This is a genomic window from Roseovarius carneus (assembly GCF_020141465.1).
GTDB classification, from domain to species: Bacteria; Pseudomonadota; Alphaproteobacteria; order Rhodobacterales; family Rhodobacteraceae; genus Roseovarius; species Roseovarius carneus.
On record NZ_JAHSPD010000001.1, the window covers coordinates 1,426,208 to 1,442,786 of the forward strand.

General features: G+C 62.5%; 18 protein-coding genes. 13 read left to right on the forward strand and 5 right to left on the reverse strand.

Annotated features, from left to right (window positions below; genetic code table 11):
- Window positions 1-8: 8 nt before the first annotated feature.
- Complete coding sequence (locus KUD11_RS07150; protein WP_109385324.1) at window positions 9-347, reverse strand: P-II family nitrogen regulator; 339 nt, start codon at window positions 345-347, stop codon at window positions 9-11.
- Window positions 348-607: 260 nt separating this feature from the next.
- On the opposite strand from KUD11_RS07150, the gene KUD11_RS07155 reads away from it, so the two are divergent.
- Window positions 608-2,773, forward strand: a complete 2,166-nt coding sequence (locus KUD11_RS07155) for a transglycosylase domain-containing protein (protein WP_181375288.1) — start codon at window positions 608-610, stop codon at window positions 2,771-2,773.
- 24 nt (window positions 2,774-2,797) lie between these two features.
- On the opposite strand, the gene KUD11_RS07160 is transcribed toward KUD11_RS07155, so the two are convergent.
- Both KUD11_RS07160 and KUD11_RS07165 read right to left on the reverse strand, forming a co-directional pair.
- Window positions 2,798-3,397, reverse strand: coding sequence for an MlaC/ttg2D family ABC transporter substrate-binding protein (locus tag KUD11_RS07160; RefSeq protein ID WP_109385322.1), 600 nt, complete (start codon window positions 3,395-3,397; stop codon window positions 2,798-2,800).
- Window positions 3,387-4,148, reverse strand: a complete 762-nt coding sequence (locus KUD11_RS07165) for an MlaA family lipoprotein (protein WP_224380164.1) — start codon at window positions 4,146-4,148, stop codon at window positions 3,387-3,389. Before KUD11_RS07165 ends, KUD11_RS07160 begins: the two co-directional genes overlap by 11 nt.
- Before the next feature lie 331 nt (window positions 4,149-4,479).
- Here KUD11_RS07165 and KUD11_RS07170 point away from each other — a divergent pair, with 331 nt between their 5' ends.
- Genes KUD11_RS07170 through KUD11_RS07185 form a run of 4 tightly spaced genes read left to right on the forward strand, consistent with a single transcriptional unit; the run spans window position 4,480 to window position 7,252 of the window.
- Window positions 4,480-4,941: a RidA family protein gene (locus KUD11_RS07170; protein ID WP_109388103.1), complete on the forward strand. Its 462-nt coding sequence runs from the start codon at window positions 4,480-4,482 to the stop codon at window positions 4,939-4,941.
- On the forward strand, window positions 4,938-5,708 hold the full coding sequence (locus KUD11_RS07175) for a glycerophosphodiester phosphodiesterase family protein (RefSeq protein WP_109385318.1): 771 nt from the start codon (window positions 4,938-4,940) through the stop codon (window positions 5,706-5,708). Before KUD11_RS07170 ends, KUD11_RS07175 begins: the two co-directional genes overlap by 4 nt.
- 48 nt (window positions 5,709-5,756) lie before the next feature.
- Window positions 5,757-6,956, forward strand: coding sequence for a GNAT family N-acetyltransferase (locus tag KUD11_RS07180; protein WP_109385316.1), 1,200 nt, complete (start codon window positions 5,757-5,759; stop codon window positions 6,954-6,956).
- Window positions 6,953-7,252 carry a 4a-hydroxytetrahydrobiopterin dehydratase gene (locus KUD11_RS07185; protein WP_109385314.1) on the forward strand — a complete coding sequence of 100 codons (300 nt, stop codon included), beginning with the start codon at window positions 6,953-6,955 and terminating at the stop codon, window positions 7,250-7,252. Before KUD11_RS07180 ends, KUD11_RS07185 begins: the two co-directional genes overlap by 4 nt.
- 79 nt (window positions 7,253-7,331) lie before the next feature.
- On the opposite strand, the gene KUD11_RS07190 is transcribed toward KUD11_RS07185, so the two are convergent.
- Window positions 7,332-7,820 (reverse strand): peroxiredoxin, encoded by a 489-nt coding sequence (locus KUD11_RS07190; protein WP_109385312.1) that lies wholly within the window; start codon window positions 7,818-7,820, stop codon window positions 7,332-7,334.
- A 91-nt stretch (window positions 7,821-7,911) separates the two neighbouring features.
- Between KUD11_RS07190 and KUD11_RS07195 the strand changes: the two genes are divergently transcribed.
- Together KUD11_RS07195 and rsmD are read left to right on the forward strand one after the other, a co-directional pair.
- Window positions 7,912-9,123 carry an NAD(P)/FAD-dependent oxidoreductase gene (locus KUD11_RS07195; RefSeq protein ID WP_109385310.1) on the forward strand — a complete coding sequence of 404 codons (1,212 nt, stop codon included), beginning with the start codon at window positions 7,912-7,914 and terminating at the stop codon, window positions 9,121-9,123.
- Window positions 9,120-9,683, forward strand: coding sequence for a 16S rRNA (guanine(966)-N(2))-methyltransferase RsmD (gene rsmD / locus KUD11_RS07200; protein ID WP_109385308.1), 564 nt, complete (start codon window positions 9,120-9,122; stop codon window positions 9,681-9,683). The genes KUD11_RS07195 and rsmD overlap by 4 nt, the downstream gene beginning before the upstream one ends.
- A 3-nt stretch (window positions 9,684-9,686) precedes the next feature.
- On the opposite strand, the gene KUD11_RS07205 is transcribed toward rsmD, so the two are convergent.
- Complete coding sequence (locus KUD11_RS07205; protein ID WP_109388101.1) at window positions 9,687-10,994, reverse strand: glycerate kinase type-2 family protein; 1,308 nt, start codon at window positions 10,992-10,994, stop codon at window positions 9,687-9,689.
- A gap of 124 nt (window positions 10,995-11,118) precedes the next feature.
- On the opposite strand from KUD11_RS07205, the gene crcB reads away from it, so the two are divergent.
- The 6 genes from crcB to KUD11_RS07235 all read left to right on the forward strand — a co-directional run bounded on the left by crcB (window position 11,119) and on the right by KUD11_RS07235 (window position 16,578).
- On the forward strand, window positions 11,119-11,496 hold the full coding sequence (gene crcB / locus KUD11_RS07210) for a fluoride efflux transporter CrcB (RefSeq protein ID WP_109388099.1): 378 nt from the start codon (window positions 11,119-11,121) through the stop codon (window positions 11,494-11,496).
- A complete protein-coding gene (locus KUD11_RS07215; protein ID WP_109385306.1) occupies window positions 11,493-12,533 on the forward strand; it encodes an RluA family pseudouridine synthase in 1,041 nt (346 codons plus the stop codon). The genes crcB and KUD11_RS07215 overlap by 4 nt, the downstream gene beginning before the upstream one ends.
- Window positions 12,530-13,213, forward strand: coding sequence for an HAD-IA family hydrolase (locus KUD11_RS07220; RefSeq protein WP_109385305.1), 684 nt, complete (start codon window positions 12,530-12,532; stop codon window positions 13,211-13,213). Before KUD11_RS07215 ends, KUD11_RS07220 begins: the two co-directional genes overlap by 4 nt.
- Window positions 13,210-13,923 carry an ATP12 family chaperone protein gene (locus KUD11_RS07225; RefSeq protein ID WP_109388097.1) on the forward strand — a complete coding sequence of 238 codons (714 nt, stop codon included), beginning with the start codon at window positions 13,210-13,212 and terminating at the stop codon, window positions 13,921-13,923. Before KUD11_RS07220 ends, KUD11_RS07225 begins: the two co-directional genes overlap by 4 nt.
- A 211-nt stretch (window positions 13,924-14,134) precedes the next feature.
- Window positions 14,135-15,154 (forward strand): amino acid ABC transporter substrate-binding protein, encoded by a 1,020-nt coding sequence (locus tag KUD11_RS07230; RefSeq protein WP_109388095.1) that lies wholly within the window; start codon window positions 14,135-14,137, stop codon window positions 15,152-15,154.
- A 203-nt stretch (window positions 15,155-15,357) separates the two neighbouring features.
- Window positions 15,358-16,578 (forward strand): amino acid ABC transporter permease, encoded by a 1,221-nt coding sequence (locus KUD11_RS07235; RefSeq protein WP_109385304.1) that lies wholly within the window; start codon window positions 15,358-15,360, stop codon window positions 16,576-16,578.
- Window position 16,579 lies beyond the last annotated feature (1 nt).

Below are 16,579 nucleotides of genomic sequence, written 5' to 3' on the forward strand. Positions count from 1 at the left end.
CGCGCCGTTCACAGCGCGTCCTCATTGGTCTCGCCGGTGCGCACGCGCATGGCCTGATTGATGTCCACCACGAAGATTTTACCGTCCCCGATCTTGCCGGTCTTGGCGGCGGCGGCGATGGTTTCGACCACTTGGTCGGCCATGCTGTCGGCCACGCCGATCTCCAGCTTGATCTTGGGCACGAAATTCACGGCATATTCAGCGCCGCGATAGATTTCCGTATGGCCCGATTGGGCACCGAACCCCTTGATCTCGGTGACCATCATGCCGCGCACGCCGATACCCGTCAGCGCTTCGCGGACTTCTTCAAGCTTGAAGGGCTTGATTGTCGCAATGATGAGTTTCACGTCCCACTCCCCTTATTTTGCCCGCAGATGTGCAGGCATTGTGCAGGTGCAGCAAAGGCTCATGGTGAGGGATTCTCAAAGGCAGAGCGGGGTATTTTGGCGGGCTCGCCTGGGGTGATCGTCTAAATTTTGTGCAAAATGACACCAGCGCACAAAATTTGGGCGGACGAAAAAACGCAAAGCCGGGTGCATCGCCCCTCTACTTTTGTCGCGGGGGCGGGTAGTGTCTTGCAAAATCAAAGGCTCCGGGCAGGGGTGGCATGAGCAATACAGGACGGCGTAAACCCCCCTTGGTGGCGGATAAGCGCAAACCCAAATCCAAACCTAAACCCAAGCCGGCGCCGAGGCGTAGGCGGGCCACCCCGCGCGCCAAGGGTGGCATTCTGCGCCGCCTCTTCGGCGGGCTTTTGCGCTGGATCTGGCGGATCGTGTGGGGCGTAGGCTGGCGGGTGGCGGTGTTTGTGGGGCTCATTGTTGGGCTGGCCACGGGATATACCTATACAACGCTGCCGGATGTCTCGGCGCTTCTGGACGGGCGCGCGCGTGGCTCTGTGACCTTGCTCGACCGGGATGGGGATGTGTTTGCGTGGCGCGGGGATCAGTTTGGTGGGGCGGTGACGGCGGAATCTGTGTCGCGCCATTTGCGCAATGCGGTGATCGCGGTCGAGGACAGACGCTTTTATAGCCATTTCGGGATCAGCCCGCGCGGCGTAGCCTCGGCGGTGCGTATCAATATGAGCGAGGGGCGCGGGCCGTTGCAGGGCCATGGCGGCTCCACCATCACGCAGCAGACGGCGAAGCTTCTCTGCCTTGGCGTGGAATATGTCGAATCCGAATGGGAGAGCGAGCGTGAATATGTGCGCGATTGCCGCCGTGGATCGCTGGCGCGCAAGGCCAAGGAGGCAATTTACGCACTGGCGATGGAGGTCAAGTATTCGAAGGATGAAATCCTGTCGATTTACCTCAATCGTGCCTATCTGGGGGCGGGCGCATATGGGGCCGAGGCCGCTGCACAGCGCTATTTTGGTAAACCGGCAGTGGCGCTGGACCCTGCCGAGGGCGCAATGATTGCGGGGCTTTTGACCGCCCCCTCAACCCTCGCGCCCACCTCCAATATTGAGCGCAGCCAGAACCGCGCGGCGACCGTGCTGCGCCTGATGGCCGAGCAGGGATATCTGAGCGCGGATGAAGCGCGCGAGGCGCAGGCCAACCCGGCAGAGCTTTCCGACGCCGCCGCCCGGCAGGCAGGCGGGTACTTTGCCGATTGGGTCATGGCCTCGGGTCCTGAGTTTTTCACCCGTGACACGACCGAGGATGTCATCATCCGCACCACGCTGGATCAGCGGTTGCAAACAGCCGCCGAAGACGCGCTGCGCGTTATTTTCGAGACCAAAGTGCGAGAAGGGTCCAAGGCCCAGGCGGCCATTGTGGTGATGAGTGCGGATGGCGCGGTGCGCGCCATGGTCGGCGGGCGGCAGAGCAAGATATCGGGCGGGTTCAACCGCGCGACCCAAGCGAACCGTCAGACCGGGTCGAGCTTCAAACCCTTCGTTTATGCCACAGCGCTTGAGCTTGGCTATTCCAGCCAGGACACGATTGTGGACGAGCCATATTGCCTCAACATCGCAGGCTCGGGCGCGTGGTGTCCGAGCAATTACGACAACCGCTTCCATGGCCGTGTGACCCTGACCGAGGCGCTGGCGAAGTCTTATAACATTCCTGCGGTGAAGATATCGGAGAGTGTGGGCCGTGACCTCGTGCGCAAAGTGGCCAGCGATTTTGGCATAGCAAGCGATCTGGCCGATGGCCCTGCTCTGGCGCTGGGCGCGTCCGAGAGCACGCTTCTGGAGATGTCGGGCGCTTATGCGGGGATACTCAACGGCGGATCGTCGGTCACGCCTTATGGCCTCGTGGAGCTGCGTCTTTTGGGGCAGGATGAGCCGCTGATGGGCACGGGCGGCGGTATTGGAGAGCGGGTGATCCGCCAAGAGGCCGCCGAAGAGCTAACCTATATGATGCACCGCGTTGTGCATGGCGGCACGGGCGGGCGTGCCCTGCTTCCGGGGCGCGAGGCGGCGGGCAAGACCGGCACGACACAGGCTGCGCGCGATGCGTGGTTTCTGGGCTTTACCGCCGATTACGTGGCGGGCGTCTGGATGGGCTATGACGACAACACGCCGCTCACGGGTGTGACGGGTGGGGGCCTTCCCTCCGAGATCTGGCACGAGGTGATGGTGCGTGTGCATGAAGGATTGCCCGCGCGCCCCCTGCCAATGATCCGCGTGCCCGATAGGCCTGTGGCAGACGGCTTCGGCTTTGGCGATGGCCAGCAGGGCGTACCGGCAGGTCAGGAGCGTCCCGCGTGGCAAGAGGACCGCAACGGGCCTATCGAGAATATTCTGAGGAAGCTCTTGGGCGGCGGGTAGACAGCAGCGCTTGGATTACTGCGCTTAGCCGGCAGTTTTCAGATCCGCGATAAGCCCGTCAATATCGCCGTTGCGACGATCCAGCATGGAGCCGATTTCCGTCCGCTCGCTCAGGCGCAGGCTGATGCCTTCGATCACCATATCGAAGAAGAGATCCTTGCCCGACCGGTCAGAGACCAAAAACCGCACCTCGAAGGGCGATTCGCCCCGCAGATAGACTGTCGAGCGGACCTCATGCCAGGATTTGACCTCGCGCACGTCTTTCACTTCGATCCGGCCGCCGACAAACTCGTTGAACCGCTTGCCGTATTTGCGCGCGACATAGCCGCGAAACGCGTCCGTATAGGCACGCATCTGTCCGGCGCTTGCGCGGCGCGCATCCGCGCCAAGGGTTGATTGGGCGATGATGTTCACATCCGCATAGCGGGTGAAAATACGCTCGAACTCTTTGATCATCGCGTTGAGACCACGGCCCGAGGCGATGACGCCGTTGATCTCCTCCACGACCTTATTCACCAGCGCCTTGGCGGACGCGTCGGTCAAGGCGACGGCGGGCATGGGGGCTGCCATCGCGACCGCGGCGGCACCGCCAAGAACAAAACGACGCGTAAGATTATTGGTCATATGGGTCCTCATACGGGTCTGAAACTGCGGATGCTCCGCTATCATATGGGTCGGCGAACCCTTCAGAGCCACCCCCGCTCACCTTGAAACGGCGGTTTTGCAGATAAATTGAGCGGGTTGCCGCGTAGCTGTCGGCGGATTCGTACAAAACACTGTCGATTGTATCGCTGAACTGCCCTCGATTGGTGAGGCTGGACGAGGCTGACGCGGCAGTCCCATAGAACCTTTCTGGCGATTCGACCGCATAGGAGAGCGGATTGGTAAACAGATCCACCACTTTGCCCACTGCGTCACGCGTTGTGGCTGCGCCCAAGAAAGGAAGCTCTACCAGTGGGCCTTCATGCACGCCCCACACATAGAGGGTCTGGCCGAAATCAGCGCCGGATTTTCGCGGCATGTTGAGGTCGGTGGCTGTATCAAAAAGCCCGCCGAGACCAATCGTGGTGTTCACAATGAAGCGGTAAAGATCCGTGCTCATCGCGCGGCCATTGCCTTGGAGCGCACTGTTCACGATGGCCGAGGGAAGCGACAGGTTGGTCGCAAAGTTGCTGACCAGCGTTTCCACATCATCTGGAATGGCCTTGGCATACCCAACCCCGGCAGGGCGCACGATGGCCCGGTCAACGGAGCGGTTAAACTCGTGCATCTTGCGGTTTTCGGCCTCATAGGGGTCAAACGGCTCGCCCCGCGTGAGGGCCGGGTCGGGCGTGCCGCAAGCCGCAATCAAAAGGGTCGCTGCCAATGCAAGCACAGGGCGCCTGCACCAAGGCTCGGAAGGGTTTGGGTGTTGGCTCACAGGCGGCATTCCAGTTTTAAATCGTTTCGGGCGTGGATTACGTTAGTATTTGGGTCGTGTCGGGCCGTTGCAGGCACCAGATAGAATCACCCAGACCCTAGCACAGAGCAGAACAGATTCACCCAAATGCATGGAGCGAATTAGCTCTTCACCGGGTTCGATGCAAGCTATGGGGACCAGATGGGGCCCATGTGTGACTTTTCCCACGGGGTGCGGCATTTGGCGTTTCCTTCGTCGCGGGCGCGCGGTAGCGTCCAGTGAAACATAGATATTGAAGGACGCGATGATGGGTCAATTTGAGACAAAACTGGCGGCAATGGGGGTGGCTTTGCCGGATGCCCCGGCGCCCGCCGCCAATTATGTGCCATACGTGCAGGTGGGCGATATCGTCTACGTCTCGGGCCAGATCAGCCAGAATGAGGCGGGTCTGATAAAGGGCAAGCTGGGCGATGATATGAGCACTGAAGCGGGTGCTGAAGCTGCGCGCGCCTGTGCGATCTCGCTTTTGGCGCAGGTCAAGGCGGCGTGTGGCGGCGATCTGGACCGGCTCGTGCGGGTCGTGAAGCTCACGGGGTTCGTGAACTCCACGCCCGATTATACCGAGCAGCCGCAGGTGATCAACGGCGCGTCCAACCTCATTGGTGATGCGCTGGGCGATGTAGGCAAACACGCCCGCGCGGCCGTTTCGGCGGTGGCACTTCCACTGGGCGTCGCGGTGGAAATCGAAGGCATCTTTCAGATCAAATGAGGCTCCATCCGGCGTTTTTGCACGCGCCGCTGGCGCATCGTGCACTGCACGATAAGGGCGCAGGGCGGCCTGAGAATTCGCGCCGTGCTATAGAGGCGGCGATATCGGCGGGCTATGGCATCGAAGTGGACGTACAGCTGTCCTGCGATGGTGTGGCCATGGTCTTTCACGACTATGCTTTGACGCGTCTGACGGGTGCCGACGGGCTTGTTGCCGAGCGTAGCGCCGCAGAGCTGGGCCAGATGCCGCTTTCGGGCGGTGCGGAGGGCATCCCGACACTTGCCGAGGTTCTGACGCTTGTTGATGGGCGTGCGGCGCTTTTGGTGGAACTGAAGGACCAGCATGGCGCGATGGGAGCTGGGGATGGCGCGTTGGAGCGGGCTGTGGCGCGCGACGTTGCGGGTTATGCCGGACCACTGGCCGTGATGTCGTTTAATCCGCACATGGTGCTGGCCTTGCGGGATTTGGCCCCGGACGTGCCGCGCGGGATCGTCACCAGCGCCTATGACCCGAGCGATGTGGATTGGGCGCAACTGCCCGCCGCCACGCGGGACCATTTGCGCCAGATTGCCGAGTATGACGAGGCGGAGTGCAGCTTCATCAGCCATGAGCGGGATGATCTGGCGCGGGGGCGCGTGGCCGATCTGAAATCGAAAGGGGCGGCAGTGCTGACATGGACCGTGCGCAGCGCTGAGCAGGAACGACAGGCGCGCCGCGTGGCGGATAACATCACCTTCGAGGGCTATCTCGCGCCGCATCCGGGTTGATCCCCCGCGCGGGCGCGCCATTTTGTAAGGCCTGAGCAGGGGCACCCGATGACTGAGACCGAAGCTGAGACCGAGATCATCATCCGCGCCTATGGCTCCATCGCCGAGATCGGGCCGGAGGCATGGGATGCCTGCGCCTGCCCCGAGGCGGCGGGCGGCGCGCGGGCCGAAGACCCATTCACGACCTATCGTTTCTTGCAGGCGTTGGAGGAGAGCGGATCGGTCGGGCCCGGCACCGGCTGGCAAGGGCAATACCTGACCGCCGAGCAGAGTGGCGAGATTATTGGCTGCGCGCCGCTTTATGCAAAATCGCACAGTCAGGGCGAATACATCTTCGATCACAACTGGGCCCATGCCTATGAGCGGGCGGGTGGGCGCTATTATCCCAAATTGCAAATGGCTGTGCCGTTCACGCCCGCGACGGGGCGGCGCTTGCTTGCGCGGCCCGGTTTTGAGGACATGGGCCGTGCGGCTCTGGTGCAAGGCGCGGTGGGGCTTGGCGAGCGCAATGGGCTGTCCTCGCTGCACATCACGTTTTGCAGCGAGGAGGAGGCCGACAGCGCCGCTGACTTGGGCCTTATGCCGCGCCGGAGCCAGCAGTTTCATTGGGTCAACGAGAATTATGGCGATTTCGATGGCTTCCTCACCGCGCTCAGCGCCCGCAAGCGCAAGAACATCCGCAAGGAACGCGCCCGCGCGCAGGGTTTCGGCGGGGAAATCGTGCAACTCACCGGCGACCAGATCGAGCCGCACCATTGGGATGCGGTCTGGGAGTTTTACCAAGACACCGGCGCGCGCAAATGGGGCACGCCATACCTGACCCGCAGGTTCTTTGATCTGGCGCAGGAGCGGTTGCGCGACGATATCCTGCTGATTTTGGCCATGGACGGGGATCGTCCGGTGGCGGGTGCCGTGAACTGGATCGGGGCCTCGGCGCTATATGGCCGCTATTGGGGCTGCGTCGAGGACCACCCGTGCCTGCATTTTGAGCTGTGCTATTATCAGGCGATTGACTATGCGATTGTCCACGGTTTGGCCCGCGTGGAGGCGGGCGCGCAAGGCGAGCACAAGCTGGCGCGCGGCTATCTGCCCGTGGCCACACATTCGATGCACTGGCTGCGCGATCCGGGGTTTGCGGAGGCGGTGGCAGATTATCTTCGGGCCGAGGCGCGGGCGGTGGAGGATGATATTGACATCCTCACCTCCTACGGCCCATTTCGCAAATCAAACATGGAGGATCACCAATGACCGAACGTCTGAGCGAGACCGCCCGAGAGACCATGATCGAGCCGCTTCTGGCCAATGGATGGGCCATGGAAGACGGGCGCGACGCGATCCGCAAAGAGTTCAAATTCGCCGATTTCGCCAGTGCGCTGGGATGGATGGTGCAGGCAGGGGTCTGGGCCGAGAAATGGGACCATCACCCCGAATGGAGCAACGTCTACAGCCGTGTGAGCGTGGTGCTGACCACCCATGATGTGGACGGTCTGAGCGCGCTGGATGCCAAGCTTGCGCGGAAGATGGATAAGCTTTTCGGCGGGTAGCGTGCCGCAGGCCGGGTGATATTGGGTATTTAGACCAAGAAAAAGCCGCAGGCGCGATATGTGCCTGCGGCTTTGACTTTTACAGAGCGGCGACGATCGCCTCGCCGGCGGAGACTTCGCAGGCGCCGGGATTTTCTTCTTCGTGCAGCAAGGTGACTTTGCCGTCCTCGACCACCATCGCGTAGCGTTTGGAGCGCTCCATCAGGCCGACGGGGGCTGCGGAAAACTCCATCCCGATGGCTTTGGTGAAGGTGCTTTCCGCATCGCCAAGCATAGTGATGCCCGCGGCAGACGCGCCTGTGACCTCGCCCCATGTGCCCATCACAAAGGGGTCGTTGACGGAGATGCAGATCACCTCCTCCACGCCCTTGGCGCTGAGCGCGTCCTTGGTGCGGATGAAGCTCGGGACATGGGCCGAGTGACAGGTGGGGGTGAACGCGCCGGGCACGGCGAAGATCACGACCTTGCGGCCGCTCAGCTTTTCCGACAGCTCAATCTGCTCGGGGCCGTCCTTGCCCATATGGGTGAGGGTTGCGTTGGGAAGTGTGTCGCCTTTTGAAATGGTCATGGGTCGCATCCTGTCTGGTCATGAGGTTTGATTGTCGCGTAGATATAGGCCGCGTGGCGCGGTGGCTATGGGAAATTTTGGAAGGATTGTTATGGGGCATGTGGTTGTGATTGGCGCTGGGCAGGCCGGGTCGGCCCTTGTGGCGCGGCTGCGCAATCGCGGTTTCGAGGGCGAAGTGACGTTGATCGGGGCCGAGGCGGTGCCGCCCTATCAGCGCCCCCCCTTGTCGAAGAAATACCTTCTGGGCGAGATGGATCTGGAGCGGCTTTATCTGCGGCCCGAGAGTTTTTATGCCGAGCACTCGATTGATATGCGCCTTGGGGTGGCGGTGACAGGCATCGACCGTGCCGCGCGCGAGGTGCATCTGGGGGCCGCGCGCCTGAGCTATGACCATCTGGTACTGACCACGGGGTCCACGCCACGCCGCCTGCCCGCAGCCATCGGCGGCGATCTGGAGGGCGTGCATGTGGTGCGCGATCTGGCGGATGCGGACGCGATGGAGCCGCGTTTTGTCTCTGGGGCGCATGTGCTGATCGTCGGGGGGGGCTATATCGGGCTGGAGGCGGCGGCGGTGGCGGCCTCCAAGGGCCTGCGTGTGACGTTGGTGGAGATGTCGGAGCGGATCTTGCAGCGTGTCGCGGCCCCCGAGACGTCGGATTATTTCCGCGCCTTGCACGGCGCGCATGGGGTGGATATCCGCGAGGGCGTGGGGCTTGAAACCTTGCTGGGGGAGGGGCGTGTGCGGGGTGCGCGCCTGTCGGACGGAACCGAGATCGACGTGGATTTTGTCATCGTCGGCGTGGGGATTGCGCCCGGCACTGGGCTGGCCGAGGCGGCGGGGCTGGAGCTTGACAATGGCATCCGCTGTGACGCGCAGGGGCGCACCAGCGATGCGCATATCTGGGCCGCAGGCGATTGCGCGAGCTTTCCCTACCGCGCGAGCCAGCTTCGCCTTGAGAGCGTGCCCAACGCGATTGATATGGCGGAATGCGTGGCCGACAATATCATGGGCGCGGATACTGCATATGTCCCGAAGGTGTGGTTCTGGTCGGATCAATACGACGTGAAACTTCAGATCGCGGGGCTCAATACCGGCTATGATCGCATCGTGACGCGCCCCGAGGAGGCGGAGGGGGCGGTGTCCTATTGGTATTACCGCGGCAGCACCCTTCTGGCGGTGGACGCGATGAACGCGCCGCGCGCCTACATGGTGGGCAAGCGGCTGATCGAGAGCGGGATGTCGCCCGATCCTGCGCTTGTGGCTAATACTGGCGTCGCGTTGAAATCGCTTTTGTCCGCGTGAGGATCATTGCCGGAGAGTGGCGCGGGCGGCGGCTGGCCTCGGTGGGGGCGGGCGACGCGGGCGCGGCGCTACGGCCCACGGGCGACCGGGTGCGCGAGAGTGTGTTTAATGTGCTGGCCGGTGCCATGGGAGACCCTGTGCCGGGCGCGCAGGTCCTGGACCTTTTTGCGGGCACGGGGGCCTTGGGGCTGGAGGCGTTGTCGCGGGGGGCGGCGGAGGCTGTTTTTGTGGAAAACGGTGCGGCGGCGCTGAAGCTCTTGGACGAGAATATCACGCTTTTCCGGGCGGGCGCGCGGGCGCGGGTGCTGCGCCGGGATGCGCGAGCGCTTGGGCCAGTGCGTGAGGGGCCAGTGCCTGCGACCTTGGTTTTCCTTGATCCGCCTTATGGGCGCGGCCTCGGGGAGGAGGCGCTTGAGGCGGCCCTAAAGGGAGGATGGATCGCGCAAGGCGCGTTGATCGTCTGGGAAGAGGGCGCGCCGATCAGGCCGCCTGCGGGGCTGAGGCTGCGCGATGCGCGGCGCTATGGGGCGGCGACACTCTCGATCCTTGAGAAGATCTGAGGCTTAGACCCGCTCGATCAGGATCGCCCTGAAATCATTGACATTCGTGAGGGTCGGCCCCGGTACGACCTGCGCGCCGATCCGTGCGAAAAAGCTGTGGGCGTCGTTTTTGTCCAGCGCATCTGCCGCATCCGGGCCAAGGCGGAGCGTGTCCGGCCCGATGATGGCTCCCGCCACTTCCGCCGCACCATCCACCCCGTCCGTGTCACAGGCGATCGCGTGAATGCCGGGCGCGCCCTTGAGGGCCAGCGCGAGGGCCAGCGCGAATTCCGCATTCGGTCCGCCGATCCCGGTGCCCCGGTGGGTGACGGTCAGCTCGCCACCCGACATGAGCAATATGGGCGCGTCCGAGCTGTGCAGCGTGGCCTGAAGCTCCAGCGCCTCGCGGGCCTGTGCGGCGGCCACATCGCGCGCCTCGCCCTCCAGAGCGTCGCCAATGATATGCACGCTGATCCCTTCGGCGCGTGCCATCTTTGCGGCAGCGGCGAGCGATTGTGACGGGGCGGCATAGATCACATTCTCGACCCGGCTGAGGCGTTTGTCGCCCGGCGCAAGGGGCGCGCCGCCTGCCTTGAGATAGGCCCCGATGGCCTCGGGCGGCGTGACGTTGAAGCGCTCCAGTAAGGCTAGCGCCCCCGCTGCATCGCCGGGATCGCCCACGGTCGGGCCGCTTGCGATTTCCGCAGGATTGTCGCCCGGTACATCCGAGATCATCAGCGCGAGCATCCGTGCAGGATAAGCCGCTGCCGCAAGCTTTCCGCCTTTGACGTCAGAGAGCTGCTTGCGGATGGAGTTCATCGCCCCGATGGGCGCGCCGCTGGCCAGAAGCGCGTCGGTGAGCGCGCGTTTCTCCTCCAGCGTTATGCCGCCCGAGGGCGCGATCAAAAGCGCCGATCCACCGCCAGAGATAAGCGCGAGCACGAAATCATTCTCCCCAAGACCTTCCAAGAGGGCCAGCATCCGCTTGGTGGCCTCCACCCCAGCGGCGTCCGGCACCGGATGTGCGGCCTCGACAATCTCGATACCTTTGCAGGCACGGGCATAGCCATAGCGCGTGATCACCAGACCTTCGCAAGGGCCCCATTCGGCCTCCACCGCTTCGGCCATCCGGGCCGAGGCTTTGCCCGCACCGATCACCACCACACGCCCCTCCGGGCGGGGGGGCAAGGCAGCGGCGAGGCTTTGCATCGGGTCGGCCACGGCGACCGCGCGGTCAAAAAGGCGGCGCAGGAGGGCTGCGGGGTCTGAGATATGCGTCACAATGTTGGGCTTTCGGCTTGGTGTCGGGATCGCATCTGCGAATTTGCGCATCATGTTAGCGGTCACGCGGGCGGGCCAAAAGCGGATTTTGTGCGGTTTGCGGCAAAATCTGCACGCAGCGGCACAGGTGACGCCATGGTTGACAATGGGCGGTGCGCGCGCGACAGACCGGGCCATGATCATGACGTTTCTCCAAGTGGGCCTCGGCGGGGCCATCGGCGCGATGCTGCGCTTTGGCGCGGGGCTGTTGCTTAGCCGCACGGGCGGGCAGGGGTTTCCCATCGCCATGCTCAGCGTAAATGTGCTCGGCTCGTTCCTGATGGGGCTGTTCTTCGTGTGGTCGCTGCACCGGGGTTTTGAGGGGCTCACCCCCTTCGTCATGGCCGGAATTTTGGGTGGGTTCACCACCTTCTCGGCCTTCTCTCTGGAGGCGTTTACATTGTTCGAACGCGGGCAAGTGGGCGCGGCCGCAGCTTACGTGGCGCTGTCGGTGGGCCTGTCGATTGGCGCTCTGGTGGTTGGCATTTGGGCCGCGCGGGGGGTGCTGGCATGAGCCGGGTTCAGACAATTTACATCGCCAAGGGCGAAGCGGATCAGCGGCTGGACCGGTGGCTGCGCCGCCGCTTTCCGAACCTGCGCCAAAGCCAGATCGAGAAGATGTGCCGCAAGGGGGATCTGCGGATCGAGGGTGGGCGGGTGAAGCCCTCCACCCGGCTGGAAGAGGGGCAGATCGTGCGCGTGCCGCCGATTTCAGACGCGGCCCCGGTGCATGAGGGGCCACGGCGCGTGACGGATGCCGATGCGGCGATGATCCGGGCCTGTGTGATCTACCGCGACGATCATGTGATCGCGCTGAACAAGCCACCCGGCCTGCCGGTGCAGGGTGGATCGAAACAACATCGCCATGTGGATGGTCTGGCCGAGGCGTTGCGCTTTGATCTGGATGAAAAACCCCGGCTCGTGCACCGTCTCGATAAGGATACGTCCGGTGTTTTGATTCTGGCCCGCACCCGTGAGGCGGCCAAGGGCCTGACGGCGGCGTTCCGGCACCGGGCCACGCGCAAGATATACTGGGCCGCGATTGCGGGCGTGCCTTTGCCGCGTATGGGTACGATCAAATACGGGCTTTTGAAAGCGCCGGGGCATGGGGCCAAGGGCGAGGGCGAGAAGATGCATTGCATCCATCCCCGCGAAGTGCACAGCACCGAGGGCGCGAAACACGCAACCACCGATTACGCCGTGCTTGAGGCGGCGGGCAGCCGCACGTCATGGGCCGCTCTGGTGCCGGTGACGGGCCGCACGCACCAGCTTAGGGCGCATATGGCCGAGTTGGGCCATCCCATCATCGGTGACGGGAAATATGGCGGGTCGGGGCAGGAAAACCTGGGCGACGGCTGGGGCGCACAATTGGGCGGCGATATCAGCCGCAAGCTGCACCTGCACGCGCGCTCGCTGAAGATTGAACACCCTGTGACCAAGGCGATGCTGCATATCACGGCCCCCTTGCCCGCGCATATGGAGCATACGTGGGAGACGTTCCAATGGCGTGCGTCTGATGTGCCAGCGGACCCGTTTGAGGACATGGAATGAGTGGTCGGCTTCGGCTGATCCTCTTTGATGTGGACGGCACATTGGTGGACAGTCAGGGCGATATCGTGGCCGCGATGAATGCGGCCTTTGCCGCCCAAGGGCTGGACGCACCGGGGCGCGCCGAGATCCTCAGCATTGTTGGTCTGTCGCTGGAGGTGGCGATCCCGCGTCTGGCGCCCGCTCTCGATCCGGCGCGGCAGGTGGCGATGGTTCAGGGCTACAAGGATGCATACATGGTGCTCAGGGCCAAGTCTGGCGCGGCGGAATCCTCGCCGCTCTATCCCGGTGCGCGGGCGGCGTTGGAACGGCTATCCCTGCGCCCCGAGACTATCCTTGGCGTGGCCACGGGCAAGTCGCGCAGGGGTTTGGACAAATTGCTGGAGGGGCATGGCTTGCAGCGCATGTTCACTACACAGCAGGTGAGTGACCACCACCCGTCAAAACCGCACCCGTCGATGATCCACGCGGCCCTGCATGAAGCCGGTGTTGAGGCGCAGGACGCGGTGATGATCGGCGATACCAGCTTTGACATGGACATGGCGCGCGCCGCAGGTGTGGCCGCGATTGGTGTCGCGTGGGGCTATCATCCGGTGGACGCGCTGGGATCGGCGCACCATATCATTGAGGATTTTGGCGCGCTGGACGGCGTGCTTGAGGCTCTGTGGGAGGCGGCACGATGAGTGAGTGGAGACCCAAACGATTCTGGGAGACCGCGCATGTGGCCGAGGCCGAGGGTGGGTTTGAGGTGCTTTTGGACACGCGCCCTGTGCGCACCCCGGCCAAGGCGGCGCTCAGGGTGCCCACCCGCGCGATGGCCGAGGCCGTGGCCGCCGAATGGGACGCGCAGATCGAAAAGGTGGACCCCGCGTCCATGCCCGTCACGCGGTCGGTCAATGCGGCGATTGACAAGCTGAGCATACAGCGCGCCGAAGTGGCAGACATGATCGCGGGCTATGGCGACACGGATTTGCTGTGTTACCGCGCCGAGAGTCCGCAAGAATTGGTCGAGCGGCAGGCGTCACTTTGGGACCCGCTTCTGGATTGGGCCGATTCGGATCTTGGCGCGCGACTTCGGCCCGTAAGCGGTGTCATGCACACTCCGCAGGACGTGGGCGCGCTCGAAACCTTGCGGCAAATCGTGCATGGCTTTGATGATTTTGAGCTGACGGCGCTGCATGATCTGGTGGGGCTTTCAGGGTCTATCGTGCTTGGCCTGGCGGCGGTGCGTGGGGCGCAAGATATTGAAACCCTTTGGGATTTATCGCGCTTGGACGAGGCTTGGCAGGCCGAGCTTTGGGGCACGGATGATGAGGCCGAGGAAATGGCAGCCATAAAGCGTGAGGCATTTTTGCACGCTTTGCGGTTTTTCCACCTCGCACAGGCGCGCTGAGCCTGCCTCCGTTATAACCTGACGTTAGGTCAAGAGGGGGGCGAAGTATCTTTTTTCGTGATACGACCCTTGACCTTTGTGAATGAATCCTTCCATTCTCCAACGCGCTGAGCGGGCTTTTGGCCTGGTCATGCGTAATTCGATCTGGCTCAAACAATTGAGCTGAATGAACCACCCCCCTGAATGGGTGGATAATCAGGAAGAGGTAAACATGAAAAAATCCGTATTTCTTGGCGCGCTGACCGTCGCTGGCGTGACCGCTGGTGTCGCTGCCGCCGGTACGCTTGACGATGTCAAAGCACGCGGCACGCTGAACTGCGGCGTTACAACCGGTCTCATCGGCTTCGCAGCCCCCGACGCAAACGGCGTCTGGGACGGCTTCGACGTTGGCGTGTGCCGCGCTGTTGCTGCTGCTGTGCTGGGCGATGCCACGGCGGTGGAATTCGTTCCCACAACCGGCAAAACGCGCTTCACCGCACTGGCTTCGGGCGAAATCGACATGCTGGCGCGTAACACCACATGGACCTTCAGCCGCGACGTCGATCTGAAGTTCGAATTTGTCGGCATCAACTATTATGACGGCCAGGGCTTCATGGTTCCCAAGGCGCTGGGCGTAAGCTCCGCCAAGGAACTGGACGGCGCGACCGTTTGTATCCAGACTGGCACAACGACCGAACTGAACCTTGCGGACTTCTTCCGTAAGAACAACATCAGCTACGAGCCCGTGCCGATTGAAACCAACGCCGAAGGCCAGCAGCTCTATCTTGCCGGCGCGTGCGACACCTACACGACCGACGCTTCAGGCCTCGCCGCAACACGTGCCGCGTTTGAGAACCCCGCAGATCACGTCGTTCTGCCCGAAATCATCTCGAAAGAGCCGCTCGGCCCGCTGGTCCGTCACGGTGATAACGAGTGGGCAGACGTTGTGCGCTGGACGCTGAACGCTCTGATCGCAGCAGAAGAGTTGGGTGTGACCTCCGCTAACGTGGCCGATATGGCCGCTGCAGCAGGCGACAACCCTGAGATCAACCGTCTGGTTGGCACCGAGGGCAACCTTGGCGAGCAACTGGGACTTGACGCAGACTGGGCCGCGAAAGCGATCATGGTTGGCGGCAACTACGGTGAGCTGTTTGAGAAAAACATTGGTGAGAACACTCCGATCGGTCTGGCCCGTGGCCTGAACGCTCAGTGGACCGATGGTGGCCTGCTCTACACACCGCCCTTCCGCTAAACCGGGATTGTGTCTTGAAGGGCGCGGCAATCGCCGCGCCCTTCTCACTTGAAGCGACCGCAGCGGAGGCATCACATCTGGTGCCTTGCGCCAAGACGACTAGCCGACCAAGACAACAATTACCAATACGCGAACGAACAGGCCCTCGGCGCAAAAAAGACGCCAGCTTAAGCATCGGGCCGACATGACGGGGAACACTCAAGATGACCGCTCTCACCGACCCTCCTAAGGAGTCGTTTCGTATCGGCATGTTGCTGAGCGACACACGCTACAGATCTTTGACGTTTCAGGCGATTGCCCTGCTGGTTTTGATCTACTGCATTGCGACGCTCGCGAACAATCTGGTGACGAACCTTGCTGCGGCCGGGCTGAACATCTCGTTTGATTTTCTGAATGCGCCCTCTGGGTATGATATCAACCAGACCCTTATTCCTTACACCAGCCAGTCGACCAACCTTCAGGCCGCATGGGTGGGCATCATCAACACGCTTCTGGTGGCGGTTCTGGCCTGTGCCACCGCGACGATCTTTGGTGTGATCGCAGGCGTTTTGCGCCTGTCGAACAACTGGCTCGTGCGCAAGCTCATGTCCTTTTACGTCGAGATCTTCCGCAATATTCCGGTGCTGATCTGGATCATCATCATCTTCACCATCATCACCGCCGCCCTCGACAGCCCGCGGGCTTATCTGGGCGATGACCCGTCCAAGCAATTGGGTCTTGGGTATTTCGCATTCACCAACCGGGGCATCTATGTGCCGCTGCCGGTGTGGGGTCCGGGATCGGGCATTGTGGTGGGTGTGTTCTTTGCCTCCATCATCGGCGTGTTCGCCTATCGCCGCTATGCTAAGAAGCTACTCTTTGATACGGGCCGCCTTTTGCCCATGGGCTGGCCCTCGCTGGTGATCCTTTTTGTCCCGGCCATTATCGTTTATTTCGTTATGGGGTCGCCCATCAGCCTTGATGCGCCCGACCCGCTGGCCAACCGCTTCAACCTTCAGGGTGGTTTGCAGGTGCCTGCGCCGCTGATCGCACTTTGGTTCGCCCTCTCGATCTATACCGGCGCGTTTATCGCGGAGAATGTGCGCGCAGGTATTCAGGCCGTCTCCAAGGGCCAGACCGAAGCCGCCGCCGCCCTTGGGATGCGCCCGCGCCGGATCATGAACCTTGTGGTGCTGCCGCAGGCGCTGCGGGTGATCATCCCGCCGCTGATCTCGCAATATCTCAACATCACCAAGAACTCCTCACTCGCAATCGCCGTGGGCTATGCGGATATAACGGCCACGCTGGGCGGGATCACCCTGAACACATCGGGGCGCGCGATTGAGTGTATTTTGCTGCTGATGCTTTTCTATCTCATCATCTCCTTGAGCATTTCTGCGGTGATGAACGTCTATAACAACGCAATTAAGCTGAAGGAGCGCTGAG

Excerpts from the sequence above, each read along its gene's own strand:
- KUD11_RS07205 (WP_109388101.1), bottom strand. The coding sequence starts at position 10,994 with ATGCGCAAATTCGCAGATGCGATCCCGACACCAAGCCGAAAGCCCAAC.
- crcB (WP_109388099.1), top strand. The coding sequence starts at position 11,119 with ATGATCATGACGTTTCTCCAAGTGGGCCTCGGCGGGGCCATCGGCGCG.
- KUD11_RS07215 (WP_109385306.1), top strand. The coding sequence starts at position 11,493 with ATGAGCCGGGTTCAGACAATTTACATCGCCAAGGGCGAAGCGGATCAG.
- KUD11_RS07185 (WP_109385314.1), top strand. The coding sequence starts at position 6,953 with ATGACCGAACGTCTGAGCGAGACCGCCCGAGAGACCATGATCGAGCCG.
- KUD11_RS07225 (WP_109388097.1), top strand. The coding sequence starts at position 13,210 with ATGAGTGAGTGGAGACCCAAACGATTCTGGGAGACCGCGCATGTGGCC.
- KUD11_RS07160 (WP_109385322.1), bottom strand. The coding sequence starts at position 3,397 with ATGACCAATAATCTTACGCGTCGTTTTGTTCTTGGCGGTGCCGCCGCG.
- KUD11_RS07220 (WP_109385305.1), top strand. The coding sequence starts at position 12,530 with ATGAGTGGTCGGCTTCGGCTGATCCTCTTTGATGTGGACGGCACATTG.
- KUD11_RS07155 (WP_181375288.1), top strand. The coding sequence starts at position 608 with ATGAGCAATACAGGACGGCGTAAACCCCCCTTGGTGGCGGATAAGCGC.
- KUD11_RS07180 (WP_109385316.1), top strand. The coding sequence starts at position 5,757 with ATGACTGAGACCGAAGCTGAGACCGAGATCATCATCCGCGCCTATGGC.
- KUD11_RS07175 (WP_109385318.1), top strand. The coding sequence starts at position 4,938 with ATGAGGCTCCATCCGGCGTTTTTGCACGCGCCGCTGGCGCATCGTGCA.
- KUD11_RS07190 (WP_109385312.1), bottom strand. The coding sequence starts at position 7,820 with ATGACCATTTCAAAAGGCGACACACTTCCCAACGCAACCCTCACCCAT.
- KUD11_RS07235 (WP_109385304.1), top strand. The coding sequence starts at position 15,358 with ATGACCGCTCTCACCGACCCTCCTAAGGAGTCGTTTCGTATCGGCATG.
- KUD11_RS07170 (WP_109388103.1), top strand. The coding sequence starts at position 4,480 with ATGGGTCAATTTGAGACAAAACTGGCGGCAATGGGGGTGGCTTTGCCG.
- KUD11_RS07230 (WP_109388095.1), top strand. The coding sequence starts at position 14,135 with ATGAAAAAATCCGTATTTCTTGGCGCGCTGACCGTCGCTGGCGTGACC.
- KUD11_RS07195 (WP_109385310.1), top strand. The coding sequence starts at position 7,912 with ATGGGGCATGTGGTTGTGATTGGCGCTGGGCAGGCCGGGTCGGCCCTT.